Origin of the sequence: Mesorhizobium sp. L2C084A000 (assembly GCF_000502875.1) — a bacterium.
Lineage (GTDB): Bacteria > Pseudomonadota > Alphaproteobacteria > Rhizobiales > Rhizobiaceae > Mesorhizobium.
In genome coordinates, this window is sequence record NZ_AYWX01000009.1 from 76,182 (window position 1) to 95,295 (window position 19,114).

Consider the following 19,114-nt stretch of genomic DNA (forward strand, 5'->3'; position numbering starts at 1 on the left):
GGGCGCCAGTTGGCGGAGGAAGTGGGATTCGAACCCACGGTGAGCTTGCACCCACGCCGGTTTTCAAGACCGGTGCCTTAAACCGCTCGGCCATTCCTCCATCGTGATTTTTCAACCACTTGGGTAGCGCGGGGGCCAACCCGTTTGGCCTGTTGGCACCGGATTGGCACCGAAGGCGCTCCCGGCTGGTTCACGCCTCATTCCTGTAAAGCGGCATTGAGGGCTGCGTCAACCACCGCTGCGTCGCTTCCTGCTGTCCTGGGCAGACTCTGAGCTTGTCGGGATCGAGCACCGGGACCATCGCGGTCCAATGGTGCATGAAGAAGAAGCCCGCCGCGGGCGTTGCCCGAGATTGTGAGGCGCTGCAGTGCTTCCATGCAGCGCCCCAGGCAAGGGCGCAGTCCAGCTATCGCCAGAACCATCCTTGCAACCGGGCGGGGCGGGTTAATCCCTATAGGTCAACCTCTTGGGAGAGCTGCGGCATTTCCCCAAAAAATTCAGTTCGCCAAGGGAACAGCTGCTCGTGAGGAAGGCCGAAGCTGCAAATCGGCTCCGGCCTGCGTGTTCCTCAGTCTTTGCAGCTTTCGTCCGCCTTTGCCGCCGCGGCCTTATCACCATGCTGCTGCGCCTCAATGTCCTGCTGCGAGGTTGCAAGATTCTTGTCGCCGCCGCCTTCGGCGCCCGCCAACGGCATCGTGGCGCCATCCTTGGCGGCTGGCTTGCCCGCGCTATCCGACGCTTTTGGGGTCTCTAAAGGCGCATGAGTTCCATCTTTCGAAATACCGGCGGTCTGTTCGGAATCCGTCCCTGCGTTGGAAGCCGACTTGTCCGGGCATGCGGCGATCGCAGACCCGGCAGAAAGTGACATTGCGATCGCGATTGTCAATGAAGCCATTTTCATCATGCTCGTCCTTCTGTTCGAGTGCCCTGCGGAAGAAACTAGCGGCGCATTTCTTTGTTCCGACGGTCGGTCCGCTGCCCGTCAAAGCTTGGTCAACGGCAGGCATGGGCGGCAGGAGCGAAGCCAGGCTCTTTGTGGCAGAGGGCATCACATCTCTCGCGTGGAAGCACGAAAACCGTTACTTTTCAGAAGGCTTTCACGGTGGAGACGCCACAATCTTGCCCGGTTGCAGCCACAATCGGTTAATACCGTGATAAGCAATTCCTGCGCACAAAGGATCGGGGTTCAAAGGCGTCGTTGTATTGGTCGGGTGAGTGTTTCGGCTTCTTCGACGGTTGGACACGACGTCTAGGTCAAGACTGAAGGGGACATCAGGAAAATGCAGGCTGTGACGCAACCGCGTCTTCGTCGCGCTGCTGCAGTCGCGTTGTTCGCCATGTCGGCCGCCTTGCTGGCGGCTTGTGCGTCGCAGCCCGAGCCGAAAGCGATGGTCTACAAGAAGACCCGCTCCAAAGAATATTTCGCCGAATCCGAATATGGCGTGAAGGCAAGCCCGCGTGTGATCTCCCAGAATGGGCGCATCCAACGTGGCGGCGGCAGGGATCAGCTCGGCAAACCCTATCAGGTCCGCGGCAAGTGGTATTACCCCCGGGAAGACAAGCGCTACGCCAAGGTCGGCCTGGCCTCCTGGTATGGCGACGCCTTCCATGGCCGGCTTACCGCCAATGGCGAAGTCTACGACATGACCCATCTAACGGCGGCGCACCCGACCATGCCGCTGCCGAGCTATGCCCGCGTCACCAATCTCAAGACCGGCAGTTCGGTCATCGTTCGCGTCAACGATCGCGGCCCATATCACGAAGGCCGCATCATCGATGTCTCGGAGCGCGCTGCCCAGATGCTTGACTATGCCAACACCGGCACCGCTCAGGTGAAGGTCGAATATGTCGGCCGCGCGCCGCTCGACGGCGATGACGACCAGTATCTGATGGCTTCCTACCATCCCGGCAACAGGGCGCCAGACCCGTCGGATGGACTGCCGACCGGCGTCATGGTCGCCATGAACGGGCCGTCGCCAAGCCTGCCTGCGGGCGCCGCCGCCGTGCCGTTTCCGGGCCAGTTGACCGATTCCGGCGCTGTCCAGCCGGTCATGTCGACGCAGTCCTCGGCCTATGGCGATCTGGCGCTTCCGGATTTCGGCCCGATCGTGCCGGAGCGCCCGCAGATCAATCTGCCGCCGCAATCACCGTTTGCCGTGGCCTCGCTGTCCTATGCCGACGAGCGGGTCGAACGCGCCTCAAATGCCTTCGCCGCAATGGGTAGCGACGGCATGTCGCCGGCCGACGTGCTCCAATCGTGGAAGCGGCAGCCGCCACCGGCCGGTCCGTCCACCGACTACGTTGCTGCCGGTTCGTTCGAGGATGCCGGAGAAGCCAAGCGTATTGCCGCTCAGCTTGCCGCCTTCGGCAAGATCGAGATCCAGCGTTCGGAACTCGACGGCGAGGATTGGTATTCGGTCAATCTCTATCCCGATGGCCATCACAACCTGGATGATTTGCTGCAGGCTGCCTGGTCGCATGGCGCTCCCGATGCGCTGGCTGTGCGCAACTGAGCACAAGCCAGGCTGGATTTCCGCTACGCGGTTGATCCGCCGTGCAAAAAGCCCGATACTTTTTGCGGGCTTGCCGGCGGTGCCGGCCAACGGGTCGAACATCATGCAATTGCGCTTGCTCCCGCTCGCCGGGCTTCTGGTTTTTGGCCTGCTGCTGTTTTTCCAGGCTCCGGCCGGTGCGCAGCTGTTCGAGACCAAGGCCGCACAGGCCTTCATGATCGACGCCGAGACCGGGACGGTGCTGTTTTCCAAGAATGCCGACAAGCCGATACCGCCGGCCTCGATGGCCAAGCTGATGACCATGGAAGTGGTTTTCAACGCCATCAAGTCCGGTCGCCTGAAGCTCGACGATACGTTCGTTGTCAGCGAAAACGCCTGGCGCAAGGGTGGCGCGCCTTCGGGAACATCGACAATGTTCGCCAAGCTCAAGTCGTCGATCCGGCTCGAAGACCTGATTCAGGGCGTGACCGTGCAGGCGGCCAATGACGGCTGCATCGTCATCGCCGAAGGCATGTCGGGATCCGAGGACAATTTTGCCGCGCAGATGACCGAACGGGCCCGCCAGATCGGCCTCAAGACGTCGACTTTCGTCAATTCGACCGGCCTGCCGGCGGATGGCCAACAGACGACCATGCGCGAGCTGGCGCAGCTCGCCCTGCACCTGTGGCGCGATTATCCGGATCTCTATCGCTATTACAGCCAGAAGGATTTCACCTGGAACAAGATCTCACAGAGGAACCGCAATCCGCTGCTGGCGATGGACATCGGCGCCGACGGCCTGGCGGTCGGTGCGAGCGAGGCAGCCGGTTTCGGCATCGTCGGTTCGCTCAGCCACAATGGTACCCGCGTGATCGCGGCGATGAGCGGGCTGGCCTCGGACAAGGAGCGCGCCGAGGAAGCGCGAAAGCTGCTCGACTGGGGTGTCCGCTCGTTCGAGAAGACTGAAATTTTCGCCAAGGACGAGGTGGTTGGAGAAGCCCAGGTTTTCGGCGGAGCGAAATCCGGGGTGACGCTGAAGGCCAAGGGTCCGATCGACATTTTCCTGCCGATCACCAACCGCGACAAGCTGACGGCCAGGATCGTCTACAACGGCCCGGTTGCTGCACCGGTGGAGGAGGGGCAGCCGGTGGGTGCGCTGCGCGTATGGATCGGCGATACGCTCAGCCAGGAGACACCGCTTTTCGCCGCCGAATCGATCGGCGTCGGCACGCTGCCGCAGCGCGCACTCGATGCCGTCAAGGAACTGGCGGTCGGCTGGCTGCGATAACGCATATCACTCAAAACCAGCCATGGTTTTGGGGGCGACTGCACAAGGGCAAAAATTGACGGCATGGACGTTTGGCCGAACGCGGACTATCTAGAGCGCTACAATCCCATTCAGCCATGGACAAGAAGGCCTCTCGGTTGGCACGCGGTTTTTTCATCACCTTCGAAGGCGGCGAGGGGGCAGGCAAGTCGACGCAGATCGAGCGGCTGGCCAGGAAGATGCGCGCCAAGAAATACGATGTGCTGCTTACCCGCGAACCCGGCGGCTCGCCGGGCGCCGAAGCCGTCAGGCATGTGCTGCTTTCGGGCGCGGCCGAACCGTTCGGACCGAAGATGGAAGCGCTGCTTTTCGCCGCCGCGCGATCCGATCATGTCGAGCAGCTCATCCGGCCGGCGGTCGAGCGTGGTTCCATCGTGCTTTGCGACCGCTTCCTCGATTCCTCGCGCGTCTACCAGGGCGTCACCGGCGGCATCGATTCGGCGTTCATGGATGCGCTGGAGCAGGTCGCCATCAACGGCATGATGCCGGACATGACGCTGATCTTCGACATCGATCCGGCGGAAGGCCTGAGGCGCGCAACGCTGCGGCGCGGCACCGAGGCAGTCGCCGACCGCTTCGAAAAGGAGACGCTGGCGATCCATCAGGCCCGCCGCGAGGCGTTTCTGGCGATCGCCAAGGCCGAGCCGGAGCGCTGCATCGTCGTCGACGCAGCCGCCGAGCCCGACGCGGTCGAGAACGTCGTCACCGCGGCGGTGTTCGCGGCACTGGCGGCGAGAACGCCGGCACGCGACAGGCAGGCAACGCCGGCATGATCTTCGAACGCATCGCACCCGAGCAGCACGACACGCTCGACGGCGTGCCGGAGCCCTCCGAAACGCCCGTTCTGGTCGGGCATAGCCAAGCTGCAGGCGTGCTCACCGCCGCTTATCGTGCGGGCAAGCTGCCGCATGCGCTGATCTTCTCCGGGCCAGTCGGCATCGGCAAGGCGACGCTCGCCTTCCACCTTGCGCATCATCTGCTGAAGCACCCGGATTTTGCGCAGGCGCCGGAAAGCCTTGCCACTGCCGATCCGGCTTCGTCGCTGTTTCGCCAGATCGCCACCGGGGCGCATCCTTCCGTGCTGCATCTGACCCGGCCGCTGAACGACAAGACCAAGAGTTTCAAGACAGTCGTCACCGTCGATGAGATACGCAAGGTCAGCCGCTTCCTGTCGCTGACCTCGCACGACGGCAGCTATCGGGTCGTCATCGTCGACCCCGCCGATGACATGAACACCAATGCGGCCAATGCGTTGCTGAAAAATCTTGAAGAGCCGCCGGCACGGACTCTGTTCATCCTGATTGTCCACGCGCCGGGCAGCCTGCTGCCGACGATCCGGTCGCGCTGTCAGGTGGTGCGATTGAACCCGCTCGACGCCAACGACCTGATGACGGTGCTGGAAACGACCGAGCCCGCGCCGCCTGACGATCCGGCGGCTCGCGCGGCACTGGTCGGGCGGGCAGGGGGCAGCGCCCGGAACGCGATCCTGTTGACGCAGTATGGCGGGCTGGAGATCGCCTCCACGCTCGACGCTCTGGTCACCGGCAGAAAGAGCGATGTCGGCGGCGCGTTTCGCCTCGCCGAAGCCGTGGCTGGCCGCGATCAGGCGATCCAGTTCGATATCTTCAACCGCCGGGCGCTGGACCTGTTGTCGGACGCGGCAAGTCAGGCAGCACTGGCGGGCGATCTCGCACGGGCCAAAACGTTGTCCGACACTTGGCATGAGGCGCTGGACGCTATATCTGAGACCGATACCTACAATCTCGACAAGAAGCAGCACGCCCTGATCATGATCGACCGCCTGAATTCTGCAATGCGAATGTGACTGGGTTTCCTGGATCGGGATGGCAAATGCTGCCTCGATACGATATCCACCGCCACGCCTTTCCATTCAGACATTCATGACGGTTCCTTCATGTCACGCGACAAGTTCTACATCACCACCCCGATCTTTTATCCGAACGGCAAGCCGCATATCGGCCACGCCTATACGGTCATTGCAACCGACGCCCTGGCACGCTTCCAGCGCCTGGACGGCAAGGACGTCTTCTTCCTGACCGGTACCGACGAACACGGCCTGAAGATGCAGCAAACGGCCGAGAAGGAAGGCATAACGCCGCTGGCGCTGGCCGACCGCAATTCGGCGATTTTCCGCGCGATGACCGAGGCGATGGGTGGCTCGAACGACGACTACATCCGCACGACGGAACCGCGCCACTACGAATCCTGTCAGGCGATCTGGAAGGCGATGGCCGCCAATGGCGACATCTATCTCGACCGTTATAGCGGTTGGTATTCGGTGCGCCAGGAAGCCTATTTCGACGAGAGCGAGACGACGCTCGGCGAGGATGGCGTGCGTCGCGAACCGCTCGGCTCGCCCGTCGAATGGAACGAGGAAGAAAGCTATTTCTTTCGGCTTTCCGCCTATCAGGAAAAATTGCTGGCCCTTTATGAGAGCCAGCCAGACTTTATCGGTCCCACCGAGCGCCGCAACGAGGTGCTCAGCTTCGTCAAGTCCGGGCTGAAGGATCTGTCGATCTCGCGCACCACCTTCAAATGGGGCGTGCCGGTGCCCGGCGACGACAAACATGTGATGTATGTCTGGGTCGACGCGTTGACCAACTACATCACCGCCGCCGGCTATCCCGACACAAAGGCCGAGCAATGGCGCTATTGGCCGGCCACGCACATCATCGGCAAGGACATTGTCCGCTTCCATGCGGTCTATTGGCCGGCATTTCTGATGTCGGCGGGCATTGAGTTGCCGAGCCGCGTTTTCGCGCATGGCTTCCTGTTCAACCGCGGCGAGAAGATGTCGAAATCGGTTGGCAACGTCGTGGATCCATTCGCGATGGTCGAGCACTACGGCCTCGACCAGGTGCGCTACTTCTTCCTGCGCGAGGTGCCCTTCGGCAACGACGGCAGCTACAGCCATGACGCGATCGTCAACCGCACCAATGCCGATCTTGCCAACGGCCTCGGCAACCTTGCGCAACGCTCGCTGTCGATGATCGCCAAGAACTGCGGCGGCGTGGTGCCGCAGCGCGGCGACCTGACGGATGCAGACAGAGCAATCCTGGATCAGGCCGTCGCCGCTCTCGACATCGCGCGCAAGGCGATGGCCGAGCAGGGCATCCATCTGGCGCTGGCGGCGATCTTCGGCGTGGTGGCGGAAGCCGATCGCTACTTTGCCGGCGAGGCACCATGGGCGTTGAAAAAGACCAACCCTGCGCGCATGGAAACGGTGCTGTGGACGACCGCCGAAGTCGTGCGCCGCGTGGCGGTGCTGTGTCAGCCCTTCACTCCGGGATCGGCCGCGAAACTGCTCGACCTGTTGGCGGTGCCGGCGGAGAGCCGCGCTTTCGCGCATGTCCATGCTGACCATGCGCTGGTGCCCGGCACTGCGTTGCCCGTACCGGAAGGGGTGTTTCCACGTTATGTCGAACAGCCGGACGCGAACGTCTGATGCTCGTCGACAGTCACTGCCATCTCGACTTTCCCGACTTCGCCGAGGAGCGGGCGGCCATCGTCGCCCGCGCGTTAGCCGCCGGAATCGACCGTATGGTGACGATCTCGACACGCGTGAGGCGGTTTCCGCAAGTACTTGAGATCGCTGAAACTTTCGACGAAGTCTATTGCTCTGTCGGCACTCATCCGCACAATGCGGCCGAAGAGCTGGATATCACGGTCGAGGAGCTTGTGCGGCTATCCGCGCACCCGAAAGTGGTGGCCATCGGCGAGGCCGGGCTGGACTACTTCTACGACAAAGCGCCCCGCGATGCGCAGGCGCAAGGCTTTCGCACCCACCTATCAGCCGCGCGCGAGACCGGCCTACCGCTGGTCATCCATTCGCGCGACGCCGACGACGACATGGCAGCGATCCTCAAGGCCGAAACGGGGAAGGGCGCCTTCCCCTTCATCCTGCATTGCTTTTCTTCCGGACATCGGCTCGCCGAAATTGGCGTCGCTCTCGGCGGCTACGTGTCGTTCTCGGGTATCCTCACCTTCAAGAATTCAGCTGAGTTGCGCGCCATTGCCGCCGATGTGCCGCATGACCGGCTGCTGGTCGAAACCGACGCGCCCTATCTGGCGCCCGTGCCGTTTCGCGGCAAACGCAACGAGCCCGCCTATGTCGCGCACACGGCCAAGGTGCTGGCCGAAACCATCGGCGTCAGCGAAGCTGAAATCGCTGATCTGACGACGGATAATTTCTTCCGGCTGTTCGGCAAGATGCCGCGGCCTGTAGAGCAAAGTGCCTGAACGATGACCGACCGGCTGCGCCTCACCATTCTCGGCTGCGGCTCGTCCCCAGGTACGCCGCGCATCACCGGCGACTGGGGCAATTGCGACCCCGACAACCCCAAGAACCGGCGCACGCGTGCCGCCGCACTCGTCGAGCGGATCGCGGCGAACGGCAGCCGCACGACTGTCGTCATCGACACGGGGCCGGATTTTCGGCAGCAGATGCTGCTGGCCGGCGTTAAACGTGTCGATGCGGTCGTCTATACCCACCCGCATGCCGACCACATCCATGGCATCGACGATCTGCGCGGTTTCGTTCTCGATCAGCGCCAACTGATCGACGTCCATGCCGACAGGGCGACGATGCTTCGGTTGCGGGAAGCGTTCGGATACTGTTTCGAGACGCCGCAAGGCAGTTCCTATCCGCCGATCGTCAGGCCGCATCTCATCGACCACACCAGGCCGGTGGTCATCGAAGGAGAGGGGGGTACCCTCACCCTTGAGCCGCTGCCGCAGATCCACGGCGACATCGTATCGCTCGGTTTCCGCATTGGCGGTCTCGCCTATTGTCCCGACATCAGCGACTTTCCGGAACCCACCGCCGAACGGCTGCGCGACCTCGACGTGCTGATCATCGACGCGCTGCAGTACCGGACGCATCCCAGTCACCTGTCCCTTGGCGAAGCGCTTGAATGGATCGAGCGGCTGGCGCCGATACATGCGGTGTTGACACATATGCACGTGCCGCTCGACTACGCCACGGTGATGGCCGAGACACCCGCCAACGTCGAGCCGGCCTATGATGGGATGGCGATTGAAATCCCTTACGAATCAGCGTGATGCGAATAGACTTTCATACAGGCTTTCGGTTCATTGGTGCGAATATCAGCAGCGTTCCGATCCGTTCGTAGCCCATCCGGGGATAAAGCAGAGCCCCGGCGTGGGTTGCAGCCAGCACCGAGCACCTCGACCCACGCGCCCGATCGTCGTGCAACATTTTCGACATCAAAGCCTGGCCAATGCCGCGACGCCGGTGCGAAGGCTCGACATACATGCTCGAACACCACGTGGCTTCCACGGCATCCAAGCTGCGCACGCGCCCAACGATATCGGCGCCATCGACTGCCACATACTGGCGCAACGGCGCGCTGTCGCCGAGCAAATGATCCGGGATCGGCTGTCTGCGGATGATCTTTCCCAACTGCGCCGCCGCCCGTTCGGCTGTCTGCACGCGTTCGACCGAAGCGCCCGCAACCGCTGGCGGGCTCGGAATCCGGCGCAACCGGTGGACGAAAAAACCTTCGGTCCGAAGCAGCCGGTAGCCGAGAGCTTTGTAGGCGGTTCGTGTCGGCCCGTCCGGATCCTCGTTCGCGATCACAACGGAAATGGCAAAGCCCGGCCGTGCATGCTGCCGCACGACGGCATCGGCTTCTTGAGCGGCGACGTCATGGACGACCCATTCTTCGCCGCGGTAGTCACGAAGATTCTTGCGCTCGGCATCGCGCATCAGCCACAAGCGTCCAACGCGGCTGGCCTCGTAAGGAAAGGTGCGGCTTCTGTCGGCGCTGAAGCCATGCACGAACACTTCGATCGCCGCTTCGATCTCGCTGTTTGCCATCTTCATTTCGACAGCCTAGCGTTGGCCATCCGCTCAAGGCAATACGGCACAATCGGCTCAAGCCTATGAGAATCAGCGGCAATTTCCAGTTCTTGACCGATGCGTTAGTTCCATAATCTATCTTATGCGACTTTTGGATGCGGCGGCAATAGCAATAGAGTGTATGCGTCGTGACGGCTTTGCTTCGTGGGAGCCAAAATGAATTGGTGGTTCCAACGCGCGGCTGTCGGCGGCGTGCTCGACCCCATGTCAGTTGGGGCGATCAGGCTCCCTATTCCAGAATAACGGTGGCTTCCACCTCGAAAAGCATGGGGTCGATTGCAAGCTTGGGAACGGGAACCAGTGTCTGCGCCGGCAACGCCTCGCCGAACATGTCCTTGACGTTCCTGGTTAACACATCGAGCTTGGACATGTCGTGGTCGACCACGAAGACCGTGAGCTTCGCCACCTGATCCGGCTTGGCGCCGATGCCCCCGAGCGCCGCATGCAAATTTGCGTAGGCCTGCTTAACCTGGACGGCGAAATCGGGTGACAAGGCTCCTGTGCTGTCTTGGCCGCCCTGCCCGGAAATGTAGGCAATCCGAGCTCCGCGCGGTGCGATCACGGCGGTGCTGTAGCCATTCGGCGACGGGTCGTAGAGCGTCTGTGGATTGATGATGGTCAGCTTGAACTCGTTCGCCGGCGACGCAGTGGGAACTGCAATGGTCATGATGATTAGCCCTCCGATAAGCAGATGCTTGATTGCGCGTGACATGATTTCTCCTGGCTCTGCTGACTGCGAATAACGCACTCGCCGCCGGCATGAACTTTAAACCAGATCGCTCATACGATGAATCGTGCGATGTACGAGTCATCGTATGGTACATCGTACTAGTCAAGCGATCAGCGTCGACATTCCTGACGGTGCCTGCCAAAATCGACGTTCGGCCAGCAAGGAAGACAGATGGCAGCCAAACCCCGCAGTGCCAGCAAACGATCGCAACGGACAAAGCTTCAACCCATCCAGGAGGCGAGCAGCGAGCCGCCGCTGTCTCGAGAGCGTATCGTGGCGATCGCCGTGGAACTGCTGGACGCCCAGGGCATAGACGGATTGACAATGCGTCGGCTGGCCGATCGCCTCGGCTCGGGTGTGATGAGCCTGTATTGGCACGTTGACAACAAGGAGGATGTCTTTGATCTAGCACTCGATTCGGTGCTCGAACATCGCGGATCGCCTGAAACAGGTGAGTCTCCGGACTGGCGTGGAGACGTCGTTCATATGCTCGAAGACTGGCGCGCCAGAATGTTGCGCCATCCTTGGTCGGCATCGCTGTTGCCGCGCCGGGCGCTCGGCCCGAACATTCTCAGCCGCCTGGAAATGTTGAGCAAGACCTTGTCCAGAGCCGGTGTTGCCGACGCGAATCTGAACGCCGCGATATGGTCGCTCTGGAATTATGTGATGGGCGCCACCCTCACCCGGGCAAGCTTCGACCTCTCGGAAGAAGACAGGGCAGCCGCACAGCAGCGTCTTACACACCTCAGCGAACACTACCCGACAATCGAACGCTCTCGTCTGCTGTTGGACAACGATTGGGATGGCGCCTTCCGAAAAGGCCTCGACTTCCTGCTCGATGGGCTGTCGCCAAGATAGAATTCCGGCGGCTACGCCCGGAGTAGACCGGATGGCGCTGCTTTGCCAGTTTGACGCAATAGCTTCCCAATCCACATCATCACGTTTGGCTCGCCGCCAAGGCGGCGCAGGCAGCGGGCAAGCCCCGGTGCTCGATCCCATCGCGGCGGTGGCTGGCGCGGCTGCATTGCAGCTGAATTGGTGCAGCTGGCGATGTCGTCGTTACGCGTTGCCAAACGCTGGCCGGAATCCTCTCGGCAAGTCGATCTTTTGCGCAAACCTTTTTGCCTGACATGCGTTGTTTCCTCTCCAAGCCAAGGAGACGATCATGCAGATGAAGTCGGAAATAGCCGGTGAAGCGGCCAAGCAGCGCCATATCCAACGTGGCGTCGATGCCAAGGACAAATCGAAAGGCGGTGGGAAGCAGCAAGGCGCCATGCAGGCTGGCGCCCGTGAATATCCCGAGCCCCCCTTCCCCGAGCAACATCAGCCCAAACCGGGGCACGAATGGGCGCTAGAGCCGGAGCCGCTGTACGATGCGCCGTACTATCTCGGATCGAAAAAACTCGACCAAAAGGTAGCACTCATCACGGGCGGCGATTCCGGCATCGGCCGCTCGGTGGCGGTGTTGTTCGCCCGCGAGGGCGCCGACGTCGCGATCGTCTATCTGGCCGAGGACAAGGATGCTGAAGAGACCAAATCAGCGGTGGAAAAGGAGGGACGACGCTGCATCCTGGTCAAGGCCGATGTCAGCGAACGCAGCCACTGCCACAAGGCGGTCATGGAGACCGTTGAAAAATTCGGTCGCATCGACGTGCTGGTCAACAACGCTGCGTTCCAGATCCATTCCAGCGATTTCGGCGAGCTGACCGAAGAACATTTCGACACGACGCTGAAGACCAATCTTTACGGCTATTTTCATATGGCGCAGGAAGCGGTGCCGCACATGAAGCCAGGTTCGGCGATCATCAACACCGGTTCGGTAACCGGTATCGACGGTTCAAAACAACTGGTCGACTATTCGATGACCAAGGGCGGCATCCATGCCTTCACGCGGGCCCTGTCGGGCAATCTCATCGGCAAGGGCATAAGGGTGAATGCGGTCGCACCGGGTCCGGTGTGGACGCCGCTCAATCCGTCGGACAAGGAAGCCGACGACGTCTCGAAATTCGGCGCGGACACGCCAATGAAACGACCCGCGCAACCGGAAGAACTCGCGCCGGCCTATGTGTTCCTCGCTTCGCCGCATTGCTCGAGCTACATCACCGGCGAAATCTTGCCGGTCGTCGGAGGGTACTGAGGATGGCCGGAATGAAATCCATGAGCAAGGAGTAGGATGGATGGGCCGTCTGCTTTTCATGGTGGCGCTCACTTGTGTAGCGTACCGCATCTACACGGAAATCGCAGGATCTGCTCGGCATGCGCCGCAGGATGACGATGAGGCGCTGCGCAAGCAATCAACGGCCTTGGGCGTCGACCCGTCTCGCTGACGGAGTGGAAACCTGCCAGCAATCCGGCCGGCCGAGTTACCAGCCGGCCGGATTGCAGCCCTATTCGGCTGCCTGCAGGTTGATCTTGCTTTCCGCCATTTCGGTGAGCTTGCGATCTGTCGCCTGTTCTTCCCTCAGGTTCTTGGCCAGCACATTGGCGCAGTCGGTGCGGCCGAGTTGCTTGGCCCAGGCGATGAGCGTCCCGTAGCGGGTCATCTCATAGTGTTCGACGGCCTGCGCCGAAGCAATCAGCGCCGCGTCGAGAACCTCCTTGTCATCGACGTCACCGCTCACATCGTCGGCCTCCTCGAGAATACCGTCGATTGCCGGACAGTTGACCTCCTTGGCCTTGACGCCATGCAACTCAAACACCTGTTCGACGCGCTCGATATGGCCTCTCGTCTGGTCGAGGTGTTTTTCAAATCCGGCTTTCAATTGCGGGTCGGTTGCCTTGTCGATCATCTTCGGCAGCGCCTTCTCGATCTGCTTTTCGGCGTAATAGATGTCGCGCAGCGTGTGCACGAAGAGATCGTCGAGTGTCTTGATGTCCTTCGAAAAGAAGCCCATGGCCTTACCTTTCATTGCGCTTGGTGTGGATTTCGGCGACGGGGTTTGCACGCCGCCAGCAAAGACCGGGACGGTTCCCGGCTTGTCTGGTCAACGTACCGGCACCGAAGGAGTTCCTGATTTCCGAGGGCGAACCGCCCCTCCTCCACCTACGATTCGGTCGGTGGGGAGCCTTTGTCTCGATCACACGTTCTAGCCACAGGGCAACCGGAACGAGAAGGGTCGGCGGAATGTATTTCATTGCATTGGCGGCAGACTATGACGGCACGCTGGCTCATGATGGGATCGTCGCCAAGAAGACGCTCGCCGCGCTTGAGCGGTTCAAGAAAAGCGGCCGCAAGCTGGTTCTCGTCACCGGGCGTGAACTGCCCGATCTCAAGCGCGTCTTTCCCGAGCTTAGCCTCTTCGACAAGGTCGTCGCTGAGAATGGCGCGATGATCTACACGCCGGCCAGCGAGGAAGAGCGGGTGATCGCCCCATCGCCCGAGCCCAAATTCGTCGCCAGATTGAAGCGGCAGGGCGTCAAGCCGCTTTCGGTCGGGCGATCGATCGTCGCGACCTGGGAACCCCATCAGGCGACCGTGCTCGATATCATCAAGAAGATGGGTCTCGAACTGGAAATCATCTTCAACAAGGGCGCGGTGATGATCCTGCCGAGCGGCATCAACAAAGCCACCGGGCTCGCTGCGGCCCTTCAGGACCTTCGACTTTCGCCGCACAACGTCGTCGGCGTCGGCGACGCCGAGAACGACCACGCGTTCCTGCAAGCCTGTGGCTGCAGCGCCGCCGTCGACAATGCAATTCCGGCGGTCAAGGATACAGCCAACCTGGTCATGCGTGGCGCCCGCGGCAAGGGCGTGGAGCAATTGATCGCAAAGCTGATAAAGCGTGATCACGCGATAGTGCCGAAGCGCCATGACGGCATCGTTCTTGGGTCGTCTGGCGGCGATGATGTCTACCTGTCGCCGAGCGACACGATCCTCATTGCCGGGAGTTCCGGCATTGGTAAATCCACCTTGGCCACCGCGCTGACGGAACGCTTCGTCGAAAGTGGTTTTCAGTTCTGCGTCTTTGATCCCGAAGGCGACTATGACGGCCTCGAAGGCGCCGTTCGCCTGGGAGACGGCTCAAGCGCGCCGACAAAGGCGCAGGTGCTGGATCTGATCGCCAAGGCCGACAGCAACATTGTCGTCAACGGATTGGCCCTGCGCGTCGACGAGAGGCCGGATTTCTTTGCCGACCTGCTGCCTGGCCTGAGCAGTTTCCGCCGGCGCACCGCGAGACCGCACTGGCTCGTCATCGATGAAGCGCACCATCTTCTGCCCAAGCGGCGCGACGATACGCGGGCGGTCCTTTCATTGGAATTGCCGGGCACAATCTTGATCACCGTTCACCCCGAGGCGATCTCGACAGACGCCTTGCGCCTTGTGACAGCCATCATTGCGCTTGGCCCCAAGGCGAAGGACGTGGTGAAGGTCTTCTGCAAGGAGACTGGCATTGAGCCGCCAAAGGACATCCCCAGCCCCAAGGGCGCGCGCGTGCTGTTCTGGCGGCCGCAGGCGGGCAAGAAAGTCAAGACGGTCAAGGTGGTGGAACCACGTCAGTCACTCAAGCGGCACAGCCGGAAATATGCCGAAGGCCAGCTCGACGAAGCCGGCAGCTTCTATTTCCATGGCCCTGACAATGCGATGAACCTCAGGGCTCACAATCTGATGATCTTCGCTCAGATCGCCGAGGGCATAGACGACAAGACTTGGGAGTTTCACTTGCGCACCGGCGACTATTCCAAATGGTTTCGACATCAGATCAGGGACAAGGACCTGGCGCGCGAAACCGCCGAGGCGGAAGAGGACAAGACCCTGTCGGCGCAGGAGAGCCGCAAGCGGGTGCTTGACGCTGTGCGCCGACGTTACACGGCTCCGGCCACAGCCCCGGAGTGACACTCGAGAGCCAAGGCAACTAAGCTATCGCTGCACGCGAAAACTTTTTCAGTCAGGCAACGCCGCCACCGCGACAATCGATGTCGGCTTGCGCAAGCGCTGCAATCCCGATCACCTCGGAGGGCGGCGGGTTGTTATAGCTGCAGTGCTTCGCGCAATGCTCGGCAAAGAACTCGTCCCGTACGTCGAGACGAAAATTGGGTGAACTTAGAACGCCGCCATCGGGAAATGGCCCCTTGATGAAGAAGGTCAGCCGGATGAGATAGTCGAGCGCGCTGCCGAGTTCTTCCAGATCTGATTTGATGTTCGCCGAAATTGCGCGCCACTGTGCCGCCGCATCGCCAGGGAAGCCCCTCCTCTCTTTCCGGCAGATCGTAATTTTCGGCGGTTGCCGTATTGCCGCAGAGGTAGACAAATCCCTTTGCTCCGGTGACGACCGTGCCTTTTCCCCACGGCATCAACCTGCCGTTTTTGAATTTCCTATGGGTTACGAGTTCCATGCTCCGTCCAGAGCTCTTGATCGTCAGCCTATCAAATCATCTATTCTGATCGGCAGATCGCGAATGCGCTTGCCGGTGGCATGATAGACGGCACTCGCCACGGCAGCAGCCGTTCCGACATTGCCGAGTTCGCCCAAGCCCTTGACGCCGGCAGGATTGACCTGGTGGTCGATTTCGGGGACCAGGATAACGTCGACCTGTTTGATGTCGGCGTTGACCGGCACGAGATAGTCCTGCAGGTCGCGATTCACGTAGCGCGCGTGTCGCTGATCAATTTCCGTGGCCTCGTGCAACGCTTGGCCAATGCCCCAGATCATGCCACCTATCAGCTGGCTGCGCGCGGTGCGCGTGTTCATGATGCGCCCGGCAGCGAAGGCTCCGACCATGCGCGGCACCCGGATTTCGCGTGTATAGCTGTTGATGCGCACTTCGACGAACTCGGCGCCAAACGCATATTTGACCGAATCTTCGTCGTTCTCTCCACCATGAAACTCCGATTGTCCGGCATAGAGTTTCCTCAGGGCTTCAGGCGAAGAACCCTTCGGCGCAAACTCGGCATATTCTTCGATGGCGCCGACTTGCATGGCCTTGAAGACATCGGCCAGCTTGGCGGACTTGCCGGTCTCGGTGACGACCTCTTCGTCCTTCAAATCCAGCTTCGCATTGGCCGAACCTGCCAGCGGAGCCCCCTTGCCCGCAGCGGCGGCAAACAGTTTTTCGCGTATCGCGTCGCAGGCTTTCATGACCGCGGAGCAGACGCTGGCGGTCGAGATCGATCCGCCCGACACGGGAGCCGGCGGCAAGGCACTGTCGCCCATCTCCACGCTGATCTTGTCCATGCCGACCCCCAGCCTTTCGGCCGCCATTTGGCCGGCGATGGTGCGAACGCCGGTGCCAATTTCATGGGAGCCGCACTGGACCCGAACCTCGCCATCCGCGGTGAGACGAACCCGGGCCGCGCAAGGTGCGGCGGCAGTCGGATAGATTGCCGTCGCACAGCCCATTCCGACCAGCCAATCGCCGTCGCGCATCGAGCCGACCCTGGGATCGCGCTTCGACCAGCCAAAGGCCTCGGACGCCTGGTCGTAGCACTTGATGAGTGAGCGGCTGGAAAATGGCTTGCCTCCGATCGGCTCCTTCTCCGGTTCATTGATGCGACGAAACTCGACAGGATCCATACCGAGGGCCACGGCCATTTCGTCCATGGCGTTTTCCAGCGCGTAGACATAAGGCGTCTCCGGCGGCGATCGCATGTAGCCAGGCGTGTTGCGGTCGGCATGAACCAGCGAAACATGCGTCAGAACGGAGCCGTAATCGTACATGCGCGCGGTGGCGGACGTGCCGCCGACGACATAAGGGTCCGGGCGTGACGTCACCTCCCAGGCCTCATGTCCGAACGCCGTGATGCGGCCGTCCTTGCCGGCGCCCATGCGGATCCGATGCCGCGTTTCGGCGCGATAGGTCTGCGTACCGAAGGCTTGCATGCGATTGACGACGCAGCGAACCGGCCGGCCGATGCGCCGCGCCGCGACGGCAACGATAGCAGTGCGTGCCGTCATCGGCCCCTTGGAGCCGAAGGCGCCGCCGATATAGGGACTGACGATCCGCACATTGGCCGGATCGAGCTTCAGTTGGCGTGCCAGTTCCACCTTCCAGCCCGTAACGTTTTGACTGGGTTCGTGTATCGTCAACTGGTCGCCCTGCCATATGGCGGTGGTCGAAAACAGCTCGATCGGATTATGATGCTGGGTCGGCGTCGAATATTTTTCGTCGATCTTCACCGTCGCATCCGCCCAAGCGGCGTCGAAGTCACCGGCCTTCGCATCCTCCTTGAACATCGGGCTTTTGCCGGCAGCCGGTTCCATCTTCACGCCCTTGGAATCAAAGCTGGCGCTGGGCCGTTCGTCCTCATAGTCGGCGCGGACCAACATCGCTGCCTCCTCCGCCGCCTCGAAGGTTTCAGCGACCACCAGAGCGATGATCTGACCATCGTGAAAAACCGTCTTGTCGTGCAAGGGCCCAATCGAACTTGCACCGGTGTTGCCGAATTTCGGCATGTCGGTCTTGTCCAGATCGCCATAGGTGACGATGTCCAGCACACCGGGTACGGCATTGGCGTCTTTCGTGTGAAGTTCGGAAACCTTGCCCCGGGCAATGCTGCTGGTGGCAAGGGCACCGTAGGCGACGTTGGCCGTAACGATGTCGGCGGGATAGCCGGCTTGTCCGGTAACTTTTAGCCGGGCGTCAATGCGAACAACGGGATCGCCCTGGTTTTCCCTTGGAGCGGGTGCAGCTTGGTTCATGGCTCAGCCCTTCATATCCCGGGTTTCGAGCAGCGCCCGCACCAGCGTGCGCTTGCCGAGCGGTATCTTGAATGCGTTATGCTCGCGCGGTCTGGCATCGGCGAAAGCAGCCTCGGCGGCCTCCTGCGCCGTGGCTTCGTCAAGCACTTTGCCCTGTAGCACGTCCTCTGCTTCGCGCGCACGCCACGGCACCGTCGCCACTCCGCCAAGCGCAATGCGCGCACTCCTTACCGTCTCGCCATCCATGTCGAGCGCGACAGCCGCGGACGCCAGCGCAAACGCGTAGGATTCGCGATCGCGTATCTTCAGATAGCGCGACCGGCTGCTCCACTGTGCCAGCGGCACTTCGATGGCGGTAATGAGCTCGTCGGCGGCCAGATCCGTCTCGATGTCGGGCGTTTCGCCCGGCCGTTTATGCAGCTTGGCAAAAGTGAGCGTGCGCCTTCCCCGCGGACCTTCGACATCGACGGTGGCGTCCAGCGCAACCAGCGCCTGCGCGAAATCGCCGTGATACGTGGCAATACAGGCATCGCTCGTACCCAGCACGGCATGCTGGCGATTGGACCCTTCCATCGCAGCGCAGCCGGAGCCCGGTTCGCGCTTGTTGCACGGCCAAGATATCTCTCGAAAATACTCGCAGCGCGTACGTTGCAGCACATTGCCGCCCAGGCTCGCCATGTTGCGAAGCTGACCGCTGGCAGCGAATTTCAAGCTGTCGGCGAGGACCGGGCAACGGCGCCTGACATCATTGTTGTCGGCTGCTTCACCCATACGGACCAGCGCACCAAACCGGATCTTATCATCGTCTATCCTGATCTGCCGCAAGGCCGGCTCGGCAAGAGTGTTGAGGTCGAGCAGTCGCTCCGGCCGCGCGACACCGAGCTTCATGTAGTCGGCCAGATTGGTGCCGCCGACGATGAACTGCGTGTCGGCGCCGGTTGGCGGAACATGCACGGCATCGGGACGGGACGCCATGGCGATTGCCGTGGAGACGCTGGTTGGTCTTTCATATACGAACGGGCGCAT

Annotated in this window: 18 protein-coding genes and 1 tRNA gene; 11 read left to right on the top strand and 8 right to left on the bottom strand. The window is 61.4% G+C overall.

All coding sequences use genetic code 11. The features are described 5' to 3' along the window. Nucleotides 1-10: 10 nt before the first annotated feature. Nucleotides 11-100, bottom strand: a tRNA-Ser gene (locus X735_RS147865). 468 nt (nucleotides 101-568) lie between these two features. Then, nucleotides 569-904 (bottom strand): hypothetical protein, encoded by a 336-nt coding sequence (locus tag X735_RS147860; protein ID WP_023811948.1) that lies wholly within the window; start codon nucleotides 902-904, stop codon nucleotides 569-571. Between the two features lie 376 nt (nucleotides 905-1,280). Here X735_RS147860 and X735_RS147855 point away from each other — a divergent pair, with 376 nt between their 5' ends. The 7 genes from X735_RS147855 to X735_RS147825 all read left to right on the top strand — a co-directional run bounded on the left by X735_RS147855 (nucleotide 1,281) and on the right by X735_RS147825 (nucleotide 8,901). Beyond that, complete coding sequence (locus X735_RS147855; RefSeq protein WP_023811949.1) at nucleotides 1,281-2,513, top strand: septal ring lytic transglycosylase RlpA family protein; 1,233 nt, start codon at nucleotides 1,281-1,283, stop codon at nucleotides 2,511-2,513. 103 nt (nucleotides 2,514-2,616) lie between these two features. Further along, nucleotides 2,617-3,780, top strand: a complete 1,164-nt coding sequence (locus tag X735_RS147850; protein WP_023811950.1) for a D-alanyl-D-alanine carboxypeptidase family protein — start codon at nucleotides 2,617-2,619, stop codon at nucleotides 3,778-3,780. A gap of 137 nt (nucleotides 3,781-3,917) precedes the next feature. Further along, entirely contained in the window at nucleotides 3,918-4,592 is a 675-nt protein-coding gene (tmk, locus tag X735_RS147845) for a dTMP kinase (protein ID WP_023811951.1), read from the top strand. Continuing rightward, entirely contained in the window at nucleotides 4,589-5,644 is a 1,056-nt protein-coding gene (locus tag X735_RS147840) for a DNA polymerase III subunit delta' (RefSeq protein ID WP_023811952.1), read from the top strand. The genes tmk and X735_RS147840 overlap by 4 nt, the downstream gene beginning before the upstream one ends. A gap of 90 nt (nucleotides 5,645-5,734) precedes the next feature. Continuing rightward, complete coding sequence (gene metG, locus X735_RS147835) at nucleotides 5,735-7,285, top strand: methionine--tRNA ligase (protein ID WP_023811953.1); 1,551 nt, start codon at nucleotides 5,735-5,737, stop codon at nucleotides 7,283-7,285. Beyond that, complete coding sequence (locus X735_RS147830; protein ID WP_023811954.1) at nucleotides 7,285-8,079, top strand: TatD family hydrolase; 795 nt, start codon at nucleotides 7,285-7,287, stop codon at nucleotides 8,077-8,079. Before metG ends, X735_RS147830 begins: the two co-directional genes overlap by 1 nt. A gap of 3 nt (nucleotides 8,080-8,082) precedes the next feature. Continuing rightward, nucleotides 8,083-8,901: an MBL fold metallo-hydrolase gene (locus X735_RS147825; RefSeq protein WP_023811955.1), complete on the top strand. Its 819-nt coding sequence runs from the start codon at nucleotides 8,083-8,085 to the stop codon at nucleotides 8,899-8,901. 13 nt (nucleotides 8,902-8,914) lie between these two features. Here X735_RS147825 and X735_RS147820 read toward each other — a convergent pair whose 3' ends face one another. Both X735_RS147820 and X735_RS147815 read right to left on the bottom strand, forming a co-directional pair. Next, a complete protein-coding gene (locus X735_RS147820) occupies nucleotides 8,915-9,568 on the bottom strand; it encodes a GNAT family N-acetyltransferase (protein WP_245273240.1) in 654 nt (217 codons plus the stop codon). Between the two features lie 382 nt (nucleotides 9,569-9,950). Beyond that, complete coding sequence (locus X735_RS147815; RefSeq protein WP_023811957.1) at nucleotides 9,951-10,433, bottom strand: RidA family protein; 483 nt, start codon at nucleotides 10,431-10,433, stop codon at nucleotides 9,951-9,953. A gap of 189 nt (nucleotides 10,434-10,622) precedes the next feature. Here X735_RS147815 and X735_RS147810 point away from each other — a divergent pair, with 189 nt between their 5' ends. The 3 genes from X735_RS147810 (at nucleotide 10,623) to X735_RS1000000167665 (ending at nucleotide 12,778) form a co-directional block, all read left to right on the top strand. Further along, nucleotides 10,623-11,309, top strand: a complete 687-nt coding sequence (locus tag X735_RS147810) for a TetR/AcrR family transcriptional regulator C-terminal domain-containing protein (RefSeq protein ID WP_023811958.1) — start codon at nucleotides 10,623-10,625, stop codon at nucleotides 11,307-11,309. Between the two features lie 307 nt (nucleotides 11,310-11,616). Beyond that, nucleotides 11,617-12,588, top strand: a complete 972-nt coding sequence (locus X735_RS147805; RefSeq protein WP_023811959.1) for an SDR family oxidoreductase — start codon at nucleotides 11,617-11,619, stop codon at nucleotides 12,586-12,588. Between the two features lie 40 nt (nucleotides 12,589-12,628). Next, nucleotides 12,629-12,778 carry a hypothetical protein gene (locus X735_RS1000000167665; protein WP_023811960.1) on the top strand — a complete coding sequence of 50 codons (150 nt, stop codon included), beginning with the start codon at nucleotides 12,629-12,631 and terminating at the stop codon, nucleotides 12,776-12,778. A gap of 60 nt (nucleotides 12,779-12,838) precedes the next feature. Here X735_RS1000000167665 and X735_RS147800 read toward each other — a convergent pair whose 3' ends face one another. Further along, entirely contained in the window at nucleotides 12,839-13,345 is a 507-nt protein-coding gene (locus X735_RS147800; RefSeq protein WP_023811961.1) for a ferritin-like domain-containing protein, read from the bottom strand. A gap of 230 nt (nucleotides 13,346-13,575) precedes the next feature. On the opposite strand from X735_RS147800, the gene X735_RS147795 reads away from it, so the two are divergent. Beyond that, the gene (locus X735_RS147795) at nucleotides 13,576-15,285 is read left to right on the top strand and encodes an HAD-IIB family hydrolase (RefSeq protein WP_023811962.1); all 1,710 of its coding nucleotides are present in this window, start codon (nucleotides 13,576-13,578) and stop codon (nucleotides 15,283-15,285) included. A gap of 52 nt (nucleotides 15,286-15,337) precedes the next feature. Here X735_RS147795 and X735_RS01000000165975 read toward each other — a convergent pair whose 3' ends face one another. From X735_RS01000000165975 to X735_RS147785, 3 genes are all read right to left on the bottom strand, one after another. Next, entirely contained in the window at nucleotides 15,338-15,700 is a 363-nt protein-coding gene (locus X735_RS01000000165975) for a hypothetical protein (protein WP_245273241.1), read from the bottom strand. Nucleotides 15,701-15,808: 108 nt separating this feature from the next. Next, entirely contained in the window at nucleotides 15,809-18,088 is a 2,280-nt protein-coding gene (locus tag X735_RS147790) for a xanthine dehydrogenase family protein molybdopterin-binding subunit (RefSeq protein ID WP_023811963.1), read from the bottom strand. 3 nt (nucleotides 18,089-18,091) lie between these two features. Further along, nucleotides 18,092-19,114, bottom strand: a complete 1,023-nt coding sequence (locus X735_RS147785) for a xanthine dehydrogenase family protein subunit M (RefSeq protein ID WP_023811964.1) — start codon at nucleotides 19,112-19,114, stop codon at nucleotides 18,092-18,094.